A 16,209-nucleotide genomic window follows, 5' to 3' on the forward strand; every position below is an offset into this window, starting at 1 on the left:
CTCGATCATCCTGTTCATCGACGAGATGCACACCCTGGTCGGCGCCGGGAAGTCGGACGGCGCCATGGACGCCTCCAACCTGCTGAAGCCCGCGCTCGCCCGCGGCGAGCTGCACTGCGTCGGCGCCACCACGCTCGACGAGTACCGCAAGCATGTGGAGAAGGACGCAGCGCTCGCCCGCCGCTTCCAGCCGGTGTTCGTCAACGAACCCACGGTGGAGGACACCATCTCGATCCTGCGCGGCCTGAAGGAGAAGTACGAGCTGCACCACGGGGTGCGGATCTCCGACAGCGCCATCGTGGCCGCCGCGACCCTCTCCAACCGCTACATCGCCGACCGCTTCCTGCCGGACAAGGCCATCGACCTGATGGACGAGGCGGGCAGCCGCGTGCGCATGGCGGTGGACTCCAAGCCCGAGGAGCTGGACGAGATCGACCGGCGCATCGTGCAGCTCAAGATCGAGCGCGAGGCCCTGGCCAAGGAGAAGGACGCGGCCTCGAAGGCCCGCCTGGAGGCCCTGGAGGACGAGCTCGACGAGCTGGAGGGTCAGTCCGCCGAGATGACCGCCAAGTGGCGGTCGGAGAAGGAGAAGGTCTCCTCGGCCGCCCAGTTACGCGAGGCCCTGGAACGGCTGCGCGCCGAGCTGATCGGCGCCCAGCGGCGCGGCGACCTGCAGCGCGCCTCGGAGATCGCCTACGGCGAAATCCCGACCCTGGAGAAGCGCCTCGCGGAGGAAGAGTCCAAGGCCGACAAGGACGCCGTCTCGCCGGAAGTCGTCGACGCCGAGCAGATCGCCGCCGTGGTCTCCCGCTGGACCGGGGTGCCGGTCGAGAAGATGCTGGAGGGCGAGCGCGAGAAGCTGCTCTCCATGGAAGACGCCCTGCGCCGGCGGGTCGTCGGCCAGGAGGAGGCGCTGCTGGCGGTCTCGGACGCCGTGCGCCGGGCTCGCGCTGGCCTTCACGACCCCAACCGCCCGATCGGCTCGTTCCTGTTCCTCGGCCCCACGGGCGTGGGCAAGACCGAGCTGACCAAGGCCCTGGCCGAGTTCATGTTCTCAGACGAACACGCCATCACCCGCCTCGACATGAGCGAGTACATGGAAAAGCACTCGGTCAGCCGCATGATCGGGGCGCCGCCCGGCTATGTCGGCTACGACGAGGGCGGCGCGCTCACCGAGGCGGTGCGGCGCAGGCCCTACCAGGTCGTGCTGTTCGACGAGGTGGAGAAGGCCCATCCGGACGTCTTCAACGTCCTGCTGCAGGTGCTGGACGACGGCCGGCTCACCGACGGCCAGGGCCGCACGGTCGATTTCCGCAACACCCTGATCGTCATGACCTCCAACCTGGGCTCGGAATTCCTGGCCACCCTGGAAGAGGGCGAGGACGTGGAGGTCGCCCGCGCCTCGGTGATGGAGGTGGTCCGCCGCCACTTCCGGCCGGAGTTCATGAACCGGATCGACGAGATCATCCTCTTCAAGCGGCTGGGTCGCGGCGAGATGGACGGCATCGTCAAGATCCAACTCCAGCGGGTCGAGAAGCTGCTGGCCGACCGGCGGATGTCCATCGCGCTCGACGCGGCGGCGACCCACTGGCTGGCCGAGCGCGGCTACGACCCCGTCTATGGGGCCCGGCCGCTGAAGCGGGTGATCCAGAAGGAGCTGATCGACCCGATCGCCCGCAAGCTGCTGGCGGGCGACCTGGAGGACGGCGCCGTCATCGACGTCTCCGCCAACGAGGATGGCCTCCTCATCGGCCGCGCCAAGGTCCACTAGCGCCAGACTCCTCCCCCGAAGCGAAGACTTCGGGGAGGAGATCACGAAACCATCTGGAAGGGGCGCAGGGCGGCGCGGTCAGCGCTTGCGGCCGCGCCCCTACGGCGATCAGTCGGAGCAGCTCACCCAGCGGCGGCCCTCGCGGTACATGTCGCGGTGCGGGTCATAGCCCTTGTGGACCATGCAGGTGTGCACGTGGCCGTACCAATCGGCCTCGTGGCCGCGCCAGCGATGCCAGCGGTGCATCGGCGGCGGCGGCGCAGCGCCCCACGCCGGATCCCAGTGGCCGTAGCGCTCGACCACCACCGGCTGGGCAGTGGCGGAGCCCGCCGCGGCGGCCATCAGGGTGGCTCCCGCCAGGGTCGCGAACAGCAGCTTGCGCATCGATTTCATCCTCGATTGGTTGTTCCGATCGAGTGAAACGCGGATTGCGGCGCCCGGTTCTCTCCGGCGCCCCTTAGAATTCGAAGGCGGTGACCTTGCCGCCGCGGGTGACGACCCGGCGCATCAGGGCCAGGCTGGGCCCCGTCTGGCCGGCCACCGGCTTGGCCAGGGTCACCACGTACCAGGCTCCGTCGGGCAGGCCGGTGAAGCTGAACCGGTCCGCCGCATCGCAGCCCACCCGCTTCACATAGGGGTTGGAATCCCCCGGAGGCGCCTGGTTCTGCCGGCTGCGCACGTCGTCGGCGGGCAGGGCGGCGCGCTGGTCCGACTGATAGAGCACCTGCATGCGCCGGCGCGCCCAGGGCGTCTCCGGCGTCAGGACCACGGTCTGCCCCGCGCAGCTATAGCGGACGGGCCCGGTGTGCACGAGCGAGCCCGCCAGGGTGTTCTTGCCGGGCGCCTGCGACCAGGCGAAGTCGGCGGCGTGGAAGTTTGTGTCGCCGGGCGGCGGCTGCGCGGCCATCCGCCCCGGCGCCCGGCCTGGAGGCGCCGGACCAAGCGTGGGCGCGCAGGCGGTGAGTGAGGCCGCGAGGGCGGCGGCGGCGAGTAAGCGAACGCGGTCGGCCATGCCGCAAAGCTTATAGGCCAATGCGGCGAATTCGCGCCATAGGGTCAAAATTCCGCGCGGGTCAGAGCTGCGCCAGGGCCAGCATGAAGACTCCCACGAGCAGGAAGACGAAGGCGAAGAAGGCCACGGACCAGACGACGGCGGTCTTGAGGGCCGCGCCGAGCACGCTGGAGCGGTATGCGCCGCGCAGGGTCTGGAACAGGTTGGCCAGGCTCCACAGCGACGCGCCCAGGAACCACCACTCCATCCATGAAAGCGGCAGCATCAGCCCGGCCGCGCTCAGCAGGAAGTTGAATGACAGGACGTTCATGGCCACCAGCAGGTGGTCATAGAGGAACACGTCCTTGCGCTGGGCGTAGACCATGGCGAGGTTCAGCCCGACGATCGGCAAGAGCACGACCGCCAGCCGGTGCCCCCACTCGAACACCACCGACCAGTAATATTCGGGATTGGCGACGGCCTTCTTCACCGCGGCCTTCCACCAGGTTTCGCGCTGGGTTCGCTTGGCGGAGAACGGCTGGTCGGTGGCGACGCCGGGCGGGTCCACGGCCGGCAGGCCCTGGGCCACCCGGTCGGCCCGGCTCAGCGCGGCCTGGTAGCGCGCCTGCGCCCGGGCGACCCGCCGGGCGTAGGCGGCCTCGACCTTGTCGGGATGAGCGTCGGGGTCCTTCAGGTCGCCGGCGCGATCCCTGGCGTCCTCGTCCAGGCTCTCCTTGAGGTCCTTGCCCGCTTCGGCGCGCATCGTCCGCACCTTTTCGGCGCGGCCCTGCGGGGTGGCGAGCTTGGCCGCCTCGACCCGCTTTTCGTCCGCTTGCGCGAGCGTCTGCTGATGAGCGGCATGCTCGGCGGCGAAGATGAACAGCAGCAGGGCGACGAGGAAGGTCCGGAACGGCGGCACGTGGCGCACGATCCGGCCCTCGATGTAGTCCCGCGCCAGGCCGCCGGGGCGGAAGAACAGCGCCGGCAGCGTCCGCCAGAGCCGCCCGTCCAGTTCGAACAGCCCCTCCACCGCCTCGAACGCCAGGTGGCGGATCGAGCGTTTGTGGGTGTCGCTATCCTGGCCGCAGGCGTGGCAGTAGGCGCCTTCCAGCGGCGTGCCGCAGTTGGCGCAGGGCGTGCCCGGCGGCGGCGCGTGCCTGCGCTTGCCCCTCAGCAGGCCAGGCAGGGCCCCGACGCCGGCGGTCTCAAGCTCCACGCTCACCTAGTCGTCTCCCTTCGGCCGCCCGCGCATGGCCTTGACCCCCGAGCGCTTCGACTTTCCTTCGAGCCGCTTCAGTTTGGAAGCATAGGTGGGCCGGGTCTTCTTGCGCGGCTTCGGCCGGTGGGTGGCCTGTTCGATCAGCTCCACCAGCCGCGCGCGGGCGTCCTGGCGGTTCATCTCCTGGCTGCGGTGGCTCTGGGCGAAGATCACGATCACCCCGTCCTGGTTCATCCGCTGGCCGGCGATCCGCGACAGGCGCTCCTTGACCTCAGGCGGCAGGGACGGCGAGGCCATGGCGTCGAACCGGAGCTCCACCGCCGAGCTCGACGTGTTGACGTGCTGCCCGCCCGGCCCCGAGGCGCGCACGAACTTCTCGGAGATCTCGTCGTCCTCGATGAAGAGGGTGTCGGTGACCTGGATCATGGTGCGACTTTGCCAAGCTTCGCCGAAAACGCTATGCATCCCTCCATGCGCTCGATGCTCATCGCCTTCGTACTTGCGCGGACCGCCTCCGGCGGGCCGGTGAGGGACGTTGTGCGCTAGCAAGCCCGAGCAAGCGACGACCGACCACCAGCCCCGCCGGGATCCGGACGGGGCTTTTTCTTGGGCCCCGTTCCGTCCCGGCCGACGGAGACGAGACCATGGACCCTCCCGAACCTGAGATCTTGATCCGCGCGGCCGAGCCCTCGGACGCCGCCGACCTGACCGAGGCCTGGAACCAGCCCGAGGCCTACGCCGGCACCCTTCAACTGCCCTATGCGTCGCTCGACGCGCGGCAGAGGCGCATGGCCGCGCCGCAGCCCGGCTCGACGCGCCTGGTGGCGGTGATCGGCGGCAAGGTCGTCGGCATGATCGGCCTCCACCGCGACGAGAACCGCCGCGTCCACGCCGCCTCGATCGGCATGGCGGTGCACGACGCCTACGCCGGCCGCGGCGCCGGGACCGCGCTGATGGCCGCGGTGATCGACCTGGCCGACAACTGGCTGCAGATCAAACGCCTGGAGCTCAGCGTCTACGCCGACAACGCCCGCGCCATCGCGCTCTACGAACGCTTCGGCTTCGAGCGGGAAGGGCTGTTGCGCGCCTATGCCTGGCGCGGCGGGGCCTTCGTCGACGCGCTGACCATGGCGAGGCTGCGGCTGTGAGCGAGCAATTTGGCACCTCCCCCGAAGTGTGCCCTTCGGGGGAGGAGCGCGAAGCCCACCTCCGGCTTCCGCCCTTGACCTTTGAGCAAAAAACCGCTGGAAAGCGGCCGCTTTCCCGCACCCCCGTTGCGTTAGAACGCAGCTTCTTGACCATCCAGGAGAACAATCATGCGCGTCTACTATGACCGCGACGCCGACCTTTCCCGCATCCTGGACAAGAAGATCGCCATCGTAGGCTATGGCTCCCAGGGCCGGGCGCATGCGCTCAACCTCACCGACTCCGGCGTGAAGAACGTCGCCGTGGCGCTGAAGGCCGGCTCGGCCACCGCGAAGAAGGTCGAGGCCGATGGCCTGAAGGTGATGAGCGTCGCCGACGCCGCCAAGTGGGCGGACCTGCTCATGGTGCTGGCCCCCGACGAACTGCAGCGCGGCATCTACAACGCCGAGATCGCACCCAACCTGCGCGACGGCGCGGCCCTGCTGTTCGCCCACGGCCTGAACGTGCACTTCGGCCTGATCGAGCCCAAGGCCAGCGTCGACGTGCTGATGGTCGCCCCCAAGGGCCCCGGCCACACGGTGCGCAGCGAGTACCAGAAGGGCGGCGGCGTGCCCTGCCTGATCGCCGTCCACCAGGACGCCACCGGCGGCGCCATGGATCTCGGCCTCGCCTACGCCTCGGCCATCGGCGGCGGCCGCTCCGGCGTCATCGAGACCAACTTCCGCGAGGAATGCGAGACCGACCTGTTCGGCGAGCAGGCCGTGCTCTGCGGCGGCCTCGTGGAGCTGATCCGCGCCGGGTTCGAGACCCTGGTGGAAGCCGGCTACGCCCCGGAGATGGCCTATTTCGAGTGCCTGCACGAGGTGAAGCTGATCGTCGACCTCATCTACGAGGGCGGCATCGCCAACATGAACTACTCGATCTCCAACACCGCGGAGTACGGGGAGTATGTCACCGGCCCGCGCATCGTGACGGCCGAGACCAAGGTGGAGATGAAGCGCGTGCTGGAAGACATCCAGTCCGGCCGTTTCGTGCGCGACTTCATGCAGGAGAACGCGATCGGCGCGCCCAGCTTCAAGGCCATCCGCCGCCGCGGCGCCGAGCACCAGATCGAGGAAGTGGGCGCCCGCCTGCGCGCTATGATGCCCTGGATCACCAAGAACAAGCTGGTGGATACGGCCCGGAATTGAGCGAGCGCGAAGCGCCGACTCATCCCGGCGCACGCCGGGATCCAGACGACGGAACGGCCCGGGCGCAATCCCGGGCCGTTTTCGTTGGCGCAAAACCTACTCCCCAAAATCCCCGTCATTTTCCGGTCAGCCGCAGGCTGATCCGAGGGACCCAAGCGGACCTCGCCCCACAGCCCAACTCAGCTTGGGTCCTTCGGATCGCCTCTTCGGGCGACCGGAGGATGACGGGCGAAGGGAGGGCGCGACACGGTTGCCAAAAGCCCGGCCCCGGCCGAAAGCTTTGCGATCGCTTTCCGGGGGGAATAGTCCGTGCGCCTCATATCCGTTCTCGCGCTCGCCGCGGCGGGCGTTCTCGGCCAGGGCGGCCAGGCCGCCGCCCAGCCTGCGCCGCATATCCTGCAGCAGCCGGCGATCAGCCATGACCTCATCGCCTTCAGCTATGCGGGCGACATCTGGACCGTGCCTCGGGGCGGCGGCCGCGCCACGCGGATCACCACCGGGGTGGGCGTGGAGAACGCCCCGCTGTTCTCGCCGGACGGCAGGACCCTGGCCTTCACCGGCGAGTACGACGGCAACACCGACGTCTTCACCGTGCCCGCCACCGGCGGGGTGCCGCACCGGGTCACCTATCATCCGGCCGCCGACGTGGCCGTGGGCTGGTCCAGCGACGGCCGGAAGGTGCTGTTCCGCTCCAACCGCGCCGCGGCCAGCCGCTACACCCAGATCTTCGAGGTCTCGCCGCAGGGCGGGATGGCCACGCCGCTGTCGCTGCCGATGGCCTACGCCGGGACCGTCTCGCCGGACGGCAAGGCGATCGCCTACAATCCCATGGCCCCGGCCTTCGCCTTCAACTTCACCGCCTATGTGGCCTGGGGCAACTATCGTGGCGGCCAGGCGAGCACGATCAAGATCACCACCCTCTCGGGCCTGGACACCGTCGAGGTCCCGCACGAGGCGGCGGCGGACATCTCGCCGGTCTGGGCGCGGGGCAAGCTCTACTTCCTGTCCGGCCGCGGCGGGCCGATGTCGGTCTACGCCTACGACCCGGCGACCAAGGCCGTCGCCCTGGTCTGGCGCAACACCGGTCCGGAGATCCGCTCGCTATCGAGCGACGGCCAGACCCTGATCTTCGACCGGCTGGGCGAGCTCTACACGCTCGAGCCCGGCGGCGAGCCGAAGCGGGTGGACGTCGACGTCACCGGCGACATGCCCGACGTCCGCGCCCGCATCGCCAAGGTGGGCGACGAGGTGGTCAATGTCTCGGTCTCGCCCACCGGCCTGCGCGCGGCGGTGGAGGCGCACGGCGAGATCCTCACCGTGCCGGTCAAGAAGGGGCCGGTCCGCAACCTGACCAACACCCCGGGCGTCATGGAGCGCGAGCCGGCCTGGAGCCCGGACGGCCAGTCGGTGGCCTATTTCTCGGACGCCGGCGGCCTCTACGCCCTGCACGTCAGCGCCCAGACCGGCGAGGGCAAGGCCAGGGCCTATCCGCTGGCGCCGGAGCCCGCCTACTACTTCCATCCGGTCTGGTCGCCGGACTCCAGGAAGATCGCCTTCTACGACAACCGCCTGCGGTCCTACGTCCTGGACCTGACGAGCGGGAAGCTGAGCCAGGTGGGCGAGCCCGACGTCTGGGGCGGCTTCACCGACCAGACCCACGGCATGAGCTGGTCGCCGGATTCCAAGTGGCTGGCCTTCGTGCGCTACATGCCCAACCACCTGCACAGCGTCATGCTCTATTCGGCGGAGAAGGGCGCCGCTTTCCCGGTCACCGATCCGATGGGCGACGCCCGCGACCCGGCCTTCGACCGCAGCGGCAAGTACCTCTACTTCCTGGGCAGCAACAACGCCGGCATGACCCAGCACCAACTGGACATGACCAGCGACCTCTACCGCCCGACCCGCTCGGTCTATGCGCTCAGCCTGGCGGCGGCCACCGCCTCGCCCATCGCGCCGGAGAGCGACGACGAGAAATCGGTCGCCGAGACCCGCGAGAAGGCCAAGGAGGAGGCGGACAAGACGCCGGCCGGCCAGGCCGGGGCCGCCAAGGCCGAGGCCAAGACCAAGCCGGCTGCGCCGCCCGCGCCGCCGCCCTTGCCGAAGCCCACGGTCGTCGACCTGGCGGGCCTCAGCCTGGCGGCGATCAGCCAACGGACCGTGGCCCTGCCGATCCCGGCGGGACCGTTGAGCGACCTTTCCACGGGCAAGCCGGGCACGGTCTATTTCCTGGCCGATCCGGCCGCGACGGACGCCAACGCGCCGGGGCCGAACGGGACGCTCCGCCGCTACAGCCTTGAGGACCGCAAGACCGAGACCGTGGCCGACCACCTGGCCAGCTACCAGATCACCGCCGACGGCGAGAAGGTGCTGATCGCCGAGGTGAAGCCGCCGTCGCCGGACGCCCCGCCCGCGCCGCCGCACCCGCACTACAGCATCGTGCCGGCGGCGCCGAAGCCCCCTGGCGCGCCCCCGCCCAAGGCGGAGGACACCGCGCTCGCCTTCGACAGCCTCGAGGTCCGCGTCGACCCGCCGGCCGAGTGGGCGCAGATGTACCACGAGGTCTGGCGCATCGAGCGGGCGTCGTTCTACGATCCGAATTTCCATGGCTTCGACACCGCCGCGGCGGAGAAGCGGCTCGCGCCCTACGTGGCCGCGATCCAATCGCGCTCGGACCTGAACTACATCTTCCAGGAGATGCTGACCGGCTTCTCGGTGGGCCACCTGCGCGGTTCGGGCGGGGCGATTCCAGCGGCGCAGAAGGTCTCCGGCGGCCTGCTGGGCGCGGACTACCGAATCGAAGGCGGCAAGTGGTGCATCGCCAAGATCTACACCGGCGGGGCCTGGTCGCCGGAAGCCAAGGCGCCGCTGGCCCAGCCGGGCCTGAACATCCGCGAGGGCGACTGCATCACCGCGGTCAACGGCCAGCCGCTGGACGCCGCCATGGACATCCAGCAACCGCTGGAAGGCACGGCCGGCAAGGCGGTGACGATCACCCTCGCCAGCGGCTCGGCCCCGCCGCGCGAGGTCACCGTCGTGCCGATCGGCAGCGAGGCGCGCTTGCGCAACCTCGACTGGATCGAAGGCAACCGGCGCAAGGTGGACCAGCTCTCCGGCGGCCGGCTGGCCTACGTCTACCTGCCCGACACCGGCGGCGGCGGCTTCACCAGCTTCAACCGCTACTACTTCGCCCAGACCGACAAGCAGGGCGTGGTGGTGGACGAGCGCTTCAACGGCGGCGGCCAGATGGCCGACTACGTCATCGAGGTGCTGAGCCGCCATCTGCAGGGCTACTGGTCGCCGCGCTACGGCGCCATCGAGCGCACGCCGGCCGCCTCGATCCTGGGTCCCAAGGTGATGATCGCCAACGAGGCCTCCGGCTCCGGCGGCGACGCGCTGCCCTGGATGTTCAAGCACAACAAGCTGGGGCCCCTGGTCGGCAAGCGCACCTGGGGCGGGCTGGTGGGCATCAGCCAGATGCCGCCCCTGATGGACGGCGGCCAGGTGACGTCGCCGGACGTGGGCTTCTTCTCGCCGTCCGGCCAGTGGGACGTGGAGAACCATGGCGTGGATCCCGACGTGCCCGTGGATCAGGATCCCAAGGCCGTGGCCGCCGGCCACGACCCGCAACTGGAGACAGCGGTCTCGCTCGCGCTCCAGAAGCTCGGCCCCGTCACCGCGCCCACCCGGCCGGCCTATCCGGTCTATCCGCTGAAGGCCAAGCCTTAGGGACCTCGACTTCAAACCGCTTGTCCCGGCTTTCGCCGGGACGAGCGGAATCGAGTTTGAGCTTGAGACCCCGCAAACACGACGCCCGATTTTTTCCGTGCTAGGCTCCCCCCAATCCCTGGGTTGTGGTCCGCCGTGCGCGACCGGCCCGAGCGGGCGCCGCGCACGAGAGGCCATCCCCCAGGCCAACGGTCCGGGAGTTCGCTCATGGCGTCTGAAAATCACATCGAAAATCCCTTCGAGTACTTCATCGAAAAGCTCACCTGGGGCGTCTCGGACATCGGCGGACGCCTCTTGCCCAACCCCGCGCGCCACGCCGGCCAGGCCGTTCCGCAGGTGCGCAAGATCGCCGCCGCCGACCTGTGGGACGCGCTCCGCAAGGGGACGCAGGACCTGGGCGCGCTGCGCGACGACATCCTGTTCATCGGCATCGTCTATCCGGTCGCGGGCCTGCTGATGGCCCGGCTGGCCTTCAGCTACGACCTGCTGCCCATGCTGTTCCCCCTGGCCTCGGGCTTCGCCATCATCGGCCCGGTGGCCGCGGTCGGGCTCTATGAGATGAGCCGTCGGCGCGAGCTAGGCGAGCACGTCAACTGGCTCGACGCCTTCGGGGTGCTGCGCTCCCCGGCGCTGGGCTCGATCATCGGCATGGGCGCCATCCTGCTGGCCCTGTTCGGCCTGTGGCTGGGCGCGGCCTATGAGATCAACCTCGCCGTCATGGGGCCGGGCGCGCCGCCCACCCTGCGCGCCTTCTCGCACAATCTGTTCTGGACCCAGGCGGGCGCGACCCTGATCGTCGCCGGGATCGGCGTCGGCTTCCTGTTCGCCGTCGCAGCCTTCGCGATCGGCGTCGTCACCGTGCCCCTGCTGCTGGACCGCGACGTGGGCCTGTGGACGGCGATCAAGACCTCCCTGAAGGTGGTCGCGGCCAACCCCGGGACCATGGCGCTCTGGGGCCTGACGGTGGCCGGCCTGCTGGTGCTGGGCTCGATCCCGGCCCTGGTCGGCCTGATCTTCGTGGTCCCGGTCCTGGGCCACGCGAGCTGGCACCTCTACCGCAAGGTGGTGGCCTAAGACCTCCTCTCCCCCGGCGAAGCCGAGAGGGAGAGGCCGGGAGAGGGCGGCTCGTGAGTGCGTCGTTCCCGAAGGTTGGGCGAGGGCCATTGGCCGACCCGCGGGCGAGGTGGACGCGCCCAGCCGCCTCTCCCTAGCCCTCTCCCTCTCGCTTCGCGGGGGAGAGGAATTAGCGGTCAGCGCACCGCCTCGCCGGCCTCCAGGATCAGGTCGATGCGCCGGTCCCAGGTGTGGCCGGCGAGGGTGACGGCCTTGGCGCGGCGGGCGTATTCGAAGGCGCGTTCGGGCTCGCCGGCGAGCGCCGTCAGCTTCTCCATGCCGCCCGCCAGGTCGCGCCAGTTGAAGAGCTCGATGTCCACGCCGGGCTGGAAGACCTGGGCGTAATAGCGGCTGAAGTCGGAGAAGGTGGCCGCGCCCGCCAGGGCGGCGGAGAACGGCCGCTCGTGCGAGCCGGCGCCGAAGTTGCCGTTGGTGTTCAGCACCACCCGCGACCGGGCCATCAGCTCGGCCATCCGCGTCATCTCCACCGGCCCCTCGTAGGTGGCGTTCTTGAAGCGGTAGAGCTGGCTTTCCCAGCCGGCGCCGACGATGTGCAGCGGCACGCCGGTCCTGGCCACCGCCTTGAGGAACTCGAAGCGGCGCGTCTTGCGCACCTCCATGTCCACCAGGGCCGCGGCCTCGCGCGCGCCGCGGATGCTGGGGTCGTCGAGGTCGAGCCCGCGGGCGCGCAACACGGTGTCCAGCGCCTCGTGCGGCGGGATCCATTCGACGGAGAGCGCCAGGTCCAGCGCCTCCTGCAACACCTCGCGCGCCGGGCCCTCGACGCCGGTCCAGGGCGCCTCGGGCTTCTGGAAGCCGCCCGACCACAGCACCTGGATGGGGCGCCGCTCGGCGAACTCGGCGGCGGTGGCGTCATCCGGCGCGGACTGGCCCACCGCCGGATGCGGGAAGAAGGCCAGGTGGTTGAACCGCTCGGCGCCGTAGATCGCGCGCACCGCGTCGGCCTGGGTCGGGTCGACGACGAGGATCGCGGTGGAGGCCGGCGTGCCCTTCAGTCGGTCGGCCTGGCTCAGCACATAGTCGGTGTGCCAGACCACATGCGGGGCGCCGCCATAGAGGTCGCTGAGCCGCCGCCCCAGGCTGTCGACAAACTCGCCGGCGATGTTGATCGTGAAGATCAGGTCGACGGGGCCCGCGCCCGCCGCGTGCGCCAGCACCAGCATCCCGCCGTTGTCGGTCTGGCCGAGGTCGAGCACCTCCACCTCGTGGCCGCGCCGGCGGAAGGCGTCGGCCGCCAGGTCGGCGAACAGCCGCGTGCCGCCGTATTGCGACTGGCCTTTCATCATCAGGATGCGCATGCGGCGGCCCGTCCGGCTTCGAGAGCGCGACGATAGGCGGATTCGCCGGGCGAGCCCCCGGAGGGGCTCAGTCGTCCACCTCGCGCTTGGAGCGCGACCGCTCGCGCCCGGCCCGGGTGACCGCCGCCCAGCGCTTGCGCTCGGCCTCGCGGGCGATCGGGTCCTCGCGGCGCACGGTGTGGGCCAGCTCGCGCTGCAGCTTCTGGAAGCTGCGCCAGCGGTCGGGGTCGAGCCTGCCGTCGGCCAGGGCGGCCTGCACCGCGCAGCCGGGCTCCCGGTCATGGGCGCAGTCGCGGAAGCGGCAGCCCTGCGCCAGCAGCTCCACCTCCGCGGTGGTCTCCGCGAAGGCCGCCGCCACCCCGGCCTCGGCGTCCCACAGCGCCAGCTCGCGCATTCCCGGCGTGTCGAGGATCAGCGCGCCGGAGGGCAACAGGATCAGCTCGCGGTGCGTCGTGGTGTGCCGCCCGCGCGCGTCGTCCTCGCGGACCTCGCGGGTGGCCATCCGTTCGACGCCGGCCAGGGCGTTGACCAGGGTGGACTTGCCGACCCCCGAGGAGCCCAGCAGCACCGCGGTCTTGCCCGGCGCCAGCAACGCCGACAGCTCCGCCAAGCCCTGGCCGCTGCGCACCGAGACGGCCAGCACCGGGACGCCGAAGGCGATGTCGGCGACGCCGGCGATCAGCGGCGTCGGGTCGGCGCAGGCGTCGGCCTTGGTGAGCAGGATCACCGGCTCGGCGCCGCTCTCATACGCCGTGGCCAGGTAGCGTTCGAGGCGGCGCAGGTTGAGGTCGGCGTTCAGCGAGGCGGCCAGCAGGGCCACGTCGACATTGGCCGCCACCACCTGCATGTCCTTGGCCGTGCCCGCCGCCATGCGGGTGAAGGCCGTGGCGCGCGGCAGGACGGCGGCGATCACCGCGATCCCGTCCTTCAGCTCGGCCGCCACCCAGTCGCCGGTGACCGGATAGCCCCCATCCGCCGCCTCATGCGCGAAGCGGCCGGAGATGCGGCCTTCCAGCTCCCCGCTCTCGGCGGCCAGCCGGTAGGAATTGCGTTGCTGGACGATGACGCGGGCGGGGACCAGGCCCTGGGCCGCGAAGGGGGTGAAGTCGCGCTGGAGCGCATCGCTCCAGCCATAGGATCTGAGCACTTTGGGTTTCCGTCTGTGAGGGTTCCGATGCCGTTTCAGGCGTCGCCCCGCGGAAACCCCGTCTTTCAGGAAGAGAGGATCGGCTGCCGTCTAGGCAGCGCGCACGGCGACGCGACGAAGGGCTGCGGCAATGGGTGTCATCTGCGGGCCTCCTCCGTTGAGCGCTTGCGGGCGTGCGGCAGGGACCTTGGCCTCCGGCCGCGCCTGGGTCAAGAAGAGGGACTTGAGGGGGACACCATGGCCGACGCTCTGCCCATCGTCATGAACGAACAGACCCACCGCTTCGAGGTCCATCTCGATGGCGAGACGGCCTTCGCCGAATATGTGCTGCACCACGGGTCCATGGTCCTGCCCCACACTGTGGTGCCGCCGGCCTTCGAGGGGCGCGGGGTGGGCTCGGCCCTGGCCAGGGCCGCCCTAGGCTACGCCCGCGAGCACGGCCTGACCGTCAAACCGCTCTGCCCGTTCATCGCCGGCTACATCAAGAACCACCCGGAGTGGCAGGACCTGGTGGACGAGACCTTCCGCGAGCGCCTGGGGCTCTAGGCGGGCGGCGCCCAGGATGCGGGCGCCGCGAGGTCGTGCGGGGCGGAGCGGCTTCTATGGCTTGCGCCGCGCCGTCCGCGGTGGATTATTCCCGCGGACCGGAGGCCCGACCCATTCGCAAGACCGCTGACCTGCTGCTGATCCTGGCCTGCGCCCTGGCGCTGGCCGCGCCCGCCGTCGCAGCACCGGCCGCCTCGGTCCTGCCGCGCGCGGCCGACGGCCATCCGGACCTGTCCGGCGCCTGGACCAACGCCTCGGTGACCAAGCTCACCCGCGCGCCCGGCATGGGCAAGCTGGTGCTCACGCCCGACGAGGCCAAGAAGCTCGCCGGCTCCGATCTGATGGTGCGCCGCAAGGCCGCCGACGCCGTTCCCGTCGACGCCGCCCAGGGCGCCCCCGCGGTCGGCGACCCGGGCGGCTACAACGCCTTCTGGCTCGACTCCGGCAGCGCCTATGGGGAGGTGAAGGGCGAGTACCGCACCTCCTGGATCGTCGATCCGGCGGACGGCCAGTTGCCCCTGTCGGAGGCTGGCAAGGCGCTGGTGGCCAAGGCCCGCACCCACACCCGGCTGGCCGAGACGCCCAGCGACCCGGAGAGCTTCGACCCCTGGGACCGCTGCATCATCGGCTCGCGCGGCTCCGGCGGCCCGGGGATGTTGAACAACATCTACAACTCCAACTACCAGATCGTGCAGACGCCCGGCGCCATCGTGATCGTGGTGGAGATGATCCACGACGCGCGGACCATCCCGCTGTTCAAGGACAAGGCGACCGCCCAGGCCGCCCACGGCCCCGCCGCCCTGCACCCCTGGCTCGGCGACGCCGTCGGCTGGTGGGAGGGCGACACCCTGGTGGTCGAGACCGTCAACGTGAACGGCGAGCAGGGCCGCGCGGGCCCGATCTTCCTCACCCCGCAGGCGAGGATCACCGAGCGCCTCACCCGCGCCTCGGCCAAGCAGATCTTCTATGAATTCAAGGTCGAGGACCCGGTCTACTACACCAGGGCCTGGCGCGCGGAGATGAGCCTCAACGCCATTCCGGGCCAAGTCTACGAATACGCCTGCCATGAGGGCAACTACGCCCTGGTCGACATCATGCAGGGCCAGCGCGCTGCGGAGGCTCACGGCGGCCCGCCCGGCAAGGCCGGCGACGACAACTAGCCGGCTAAAACCACGCCAGCGCCGCCTGGCCGCGGAGGATCGCCTCGGCCTCGGCGGTGTGCTTGCCGCCCTCGCGGTCGTGCAGCGCCAGCGCCGGCAGCAGGCGCAGCGGGGCCTTGCCTGTCTTGACCGCGCGCACCAGCACCCGCTTGGCCGGCTCGTCGGCGAAGGGCTGCACCGGCCGCACCTGGACCGAACCCGCCTTCGACGCCAGCAGGCCCAGGATGTCGTCCAGCCGGTCGGCGCGGTGGATCAGGGTGATCGTCCCGCCCTCGCGGACCGCCTTGGTCAGGAAGCCCACCCAGGCTTCCAGCCCGTCGTCGGCCATCCAGGCTCCGCGCCGCTCGGCCGCCGGGCCGCGCAAGGCGTCGGGGTCGTCGAAGAACGGCGGGTTGGCCAGGGCCGCGTCGAAGGGCGCCAGGCCCAGGCCCGCGAAGCGCAGCGCCACGTCGCCTTCGAGCACCTCGACGCGATCGGCCATGTCGTTCGCCGCGATGTTCGCCCGGGCCAGCGCCAGGGCCTTCGGATCGCGCTCCACGCCGACGAAATGCGTCCTGGGCCGCCGCGCCGCCGCCGCCAGCAGGGCGCCGCCCGCCCCGCAGCCGGCCTCGATCACCCGGCCGCCGTCGGCCGCGTCGCAGGCCGCCGCCAGCAGGGCCGCGTCGAGCCCGGCGCGATAGCCTCGCACAGGTTGCCGCAGGCGGACTCGCCCGTCCAGGACGCGGTCTTCGGTGGTCTCATCCATGTGCGTGAGCCGGTATAGGGCGTCCATAAGGCGGGTGCGCTTGACCGTGCCCTATCGCGTCACCATTGTCCCACGCAACGGCGGCCGCTCCCCCTGGCCCGCCGAAAATGCCAGGAGTTGAGACCCGCTTGGCCGT

General features: G+C 70.6%; 14 protein-coding genes. 7 read left to right on the forward strand and 7 right to left on the reverse strand.

The features are described 5' to 3' along the window. The coding region (locus VNW53_RS08005) for an AAA family ATPase (protein ID WP_325554834.1) at window positions 1–1,771 on the forward strand (1,771 nt) is incomplete at its 5' end. Between the two features lie 108 nt (window positions 1,772–1,879). On the opposite strand, the gene VNW53_RS08010 is transcribed toward VNW53_RS08005, so the two are convergent. The 4 genes from VNW53_RS08010 to arfB form a co-directional block, all read right to left on the reverse strand. Then, window positions 1,880–2,155 (reverse strand): hypothetical protein, encoded by a 276-nt coding sequence (locus VNW53_RS08010; protein ID WP_325554836.1) that lies wholly within the window; start codon window positions 2,153–2,155, stop codon window positions 1,880–1,882. Between the two features lie 73 nt (window positions 2,156–2,228). Continuing rightward, window positions 2,229–2,678, reverse strand: coding sequence for a hypothetical protein (locus tag VNW53_RS08015; RefSeq protein ID WP_325554837.1), 450 nt, complete (start codon window positions 2,676–2,678; stop codon window positions 2,229–2,231). A 166-nt stretch (window positions 2,679–2,844) separates the two neighbouring features. Beyond that, a complete protein-coding gene (locus VNW53_RS08020) occupies window positions 2,845–3,984 on the reverse strand; it encodes a DUF3667 domain-containing protein (RefSeq protein ID WP_325554838.1) in 1,140 nt (379 codons plus the stop codon). Beyond that, window positions 3,985–4,407 (reverse strand): alternative ribosome rescue aminoacyl-tRNA hydrolase ArfB, encoded by a 423-nt coding sequence (gene arfB / locus VNW53_RS08025; RefSeq protein WP_325554840.1) that lies wholly within the window; start codon window positions 4,405–4,407, stop codon window positions 3,985–3,987. It lies immediately after the preceding gene. Between the two features lie 218 nt (window positions 4,408–4,625). Here arfB and VNW53_RS08030 point away from each other — a divergent pair, with 218 nt between their 5' ends. From VNW53_RS08030 to VNW53_RS08045, 4 genes are all read left to right on the forward strand, one after another. After that, window positions 4,626–5,129, forward strand: a complete 504-nt coding sequence (locus VNW53_RS08030; protein WP_325554842.1) for a GNAT family N-acetyltransferase — start codon at window positions 4,626–4,628, stop codon at window positions 5,127–5,129. Window positions 5,130–5,297: 168 nt separating this feature from the next. Further along, window positions 5,298–6,317, forward strand: coding sequence for a ketol-acid reductoisomerase (gene ilvC, locus VNW53_RS08035; RefSeq protein WP_325554844.1), 1,020 nt, complete (start codon window positions 5,298–5,300; stop codon window positions 6,315–6,317). Between the two features lie 309 nt (window positions 6,318–6,626). Then, a complete protein-coding gene (locus VNW53_RS08040; RefSeq protein ID WP_325554846.1) occupies window positions 6,627–10,043 on the forward strand; it encodes a S41 family peptidase in 3,417 nt (1,138 codons plus the stop codon). A gap of 207 nt (window positions 10,044–10,250) precedes the next feature. Then, complete coding sequence (locus VNW53_RS08045) at window positions 10,251–11,117, forward strand: DUF2189 domain-containing protein (protein ID WP_325554848.1); 867 nt, start codon at window positions 10,251–10,253, stop codon at window positions 11,115–11,117. A 176-nt stretch (window positions 11,118–11,293) separates the two neighbouring features. On the opposite strand, the gene VNW53_RS08050 is transcribed toward VNW53_RS08045, so the two are convergent. Both VNW53_RS08050 and rsgA read right to left on the reverse strand, forming a co-directional pair. Beyond that, window positions 11,294–12,475: a glycosyltransferase gene (locus VNW53_RS08050; protein WP_325554849.1), complete on the reverse strand. Its 1,182-nt coding sequence runs from the start codon at window positions 12,473–12,475 to the stop codon at window positions 11,294–11,296. Between the two features lie 67 nt (window positions 12,476–12,542). Further along, entirely contained in the window at window positions 12,543–13,622 is a 1,080-nt protein-coding gene (gene rsgA / locus VNW53_RS08055) for a ribosome small subunit-dependent GTPase A (RefSeq protein WP_325554851.1), read from the reverse strand. A 237-nt stretch (window positions 13,623–13,859) separates the two neighbouring features. Here rsgA and VNW53_RS08060 point away from each other — a divergent pair, with 237 nt between their 5' ends. Together VNW53_RS08060 and VNW53_RS08065 are read left to right on the forward strand one after the other, a co-directional pair. Continuing rightward, window positions 13,860–14,168, forward strand: coding sequence for a GNAT family N-acetyltransferase (locus tag VNW53_RS08060; protein ID WP_325554853.1), 309 nt, complete (start codon window positions 13,860–13,862; stop codon window positions 14,166–14,168). A gap of 56 nt (window positions 14,169–14,224) precedes the next feature. Then, a complete protein-coding gene (locus VNW53_RS08065) occupies window positions 14,225–15,328 on the forward strand; it encodes a hypothetical protein (RefSeq protein ID WP_325554855.1) in 1,104 nt (367 codons plus the stop codon). Window positions 15,329–15,332: 4 nt separating this feature from the next. Here VNW53_RS08065 and VNW53_RS08070 read toward each other — a convergent pair whose 3' ends face one another. Beyond that, on the reverse strand, window positions 15,333–16,073 hold the full coding sequence (locus tag VNW53_RS08070; RefSeq protein WP_325554856.1) for a tRNA1(Val) (adenine(37)-N6)-methyltransferase: 741 nt from the start codon (window positions 16,071–16,073) through the stop codon (window positions 15,333–15,335). Window positions 16,074–16,209 lie beyond the last annotated feature (136 nt).

It is taken from the genome of Phenylobacterium sp., assembly GCF_035569475.1.
GTDB lineage: Bacteria > Pseudomonadota > Alphaproteobacteria > Caulobacterales > Caulobacteraceae > Phenylobacterium.

Bases quoted from the DNA above. Each gene is read 5' to 3' on its own strand.
- VNW53_RS08015 (WP_325554837.1), bottom strand. From the start codon at position 2,678: ATGGCCGCGCAGCCGCCGCCCGGCGACACAAACTTCCACGCCGCCGAC.
- arfB (WP_325554840.1), bottom strand. From the start codon at position 4,407: ATGATCCAGGTCACCGACACCCTCTTCATCGAGGACGACGAGATCTCC.
- VNW53_RS08030 (WP_325554842.1), top strand. From the start codon at position 4,626: ATGGACCCTCCCGAACCTGAGATCTTGATCCGCGCGGCCGAGCCCTCG.
- VNW53_RS08070 (WP_325554856.1), bottom strand. From the start codon at position 16,073: ATGGATGAGACCACCGAAGACCGCGTCCTGGACGGGCGAGTCCGCCTG.
- VNW53_RS08065 (WP_325554855.1), top strand. From the start codon at position 14,225: ATGGCTTGCGCCGCGCCGTCCGCGGTGGATTATTCCCGCGGACCGGAG.
- VNW53_RS08010 (WP_325554836.1), bottom strand. From the start codon at position 2,155: ATGCGCAAGCTGCTGTTCGCGACCCTGGCGGGAGCCACCCTGATGGCC.
- VNW53_RS08045 (WP_325554848.1), top strand. From the start codon at position 10,251: ATGGCGTCTGAAAATCACATCGAAAATCCCTTCGAGTACTTCATCGAA.
- VNW53_RS08060 (WP_325554853.1), top strand. From the start codon at position 13,860: ATGGCCGACGCTCTGCCCATCGTCATGAACGAACAGACCCACCGCTTC.
- VNW53_RS08050 (WP_325554849.1), bottom strand. From the start codon at position 12,475: ATGCGCATCCTGATGATGAAAGGCCAGTCGCAATACGGCGGCACGCGG.
- ilvC (WP_325554844.1), top strand. From the start codon at position 5,298: ATGCGCGTCTACTATGACCGCGACGCCGACCTTTCCCGCATCCTGGAC.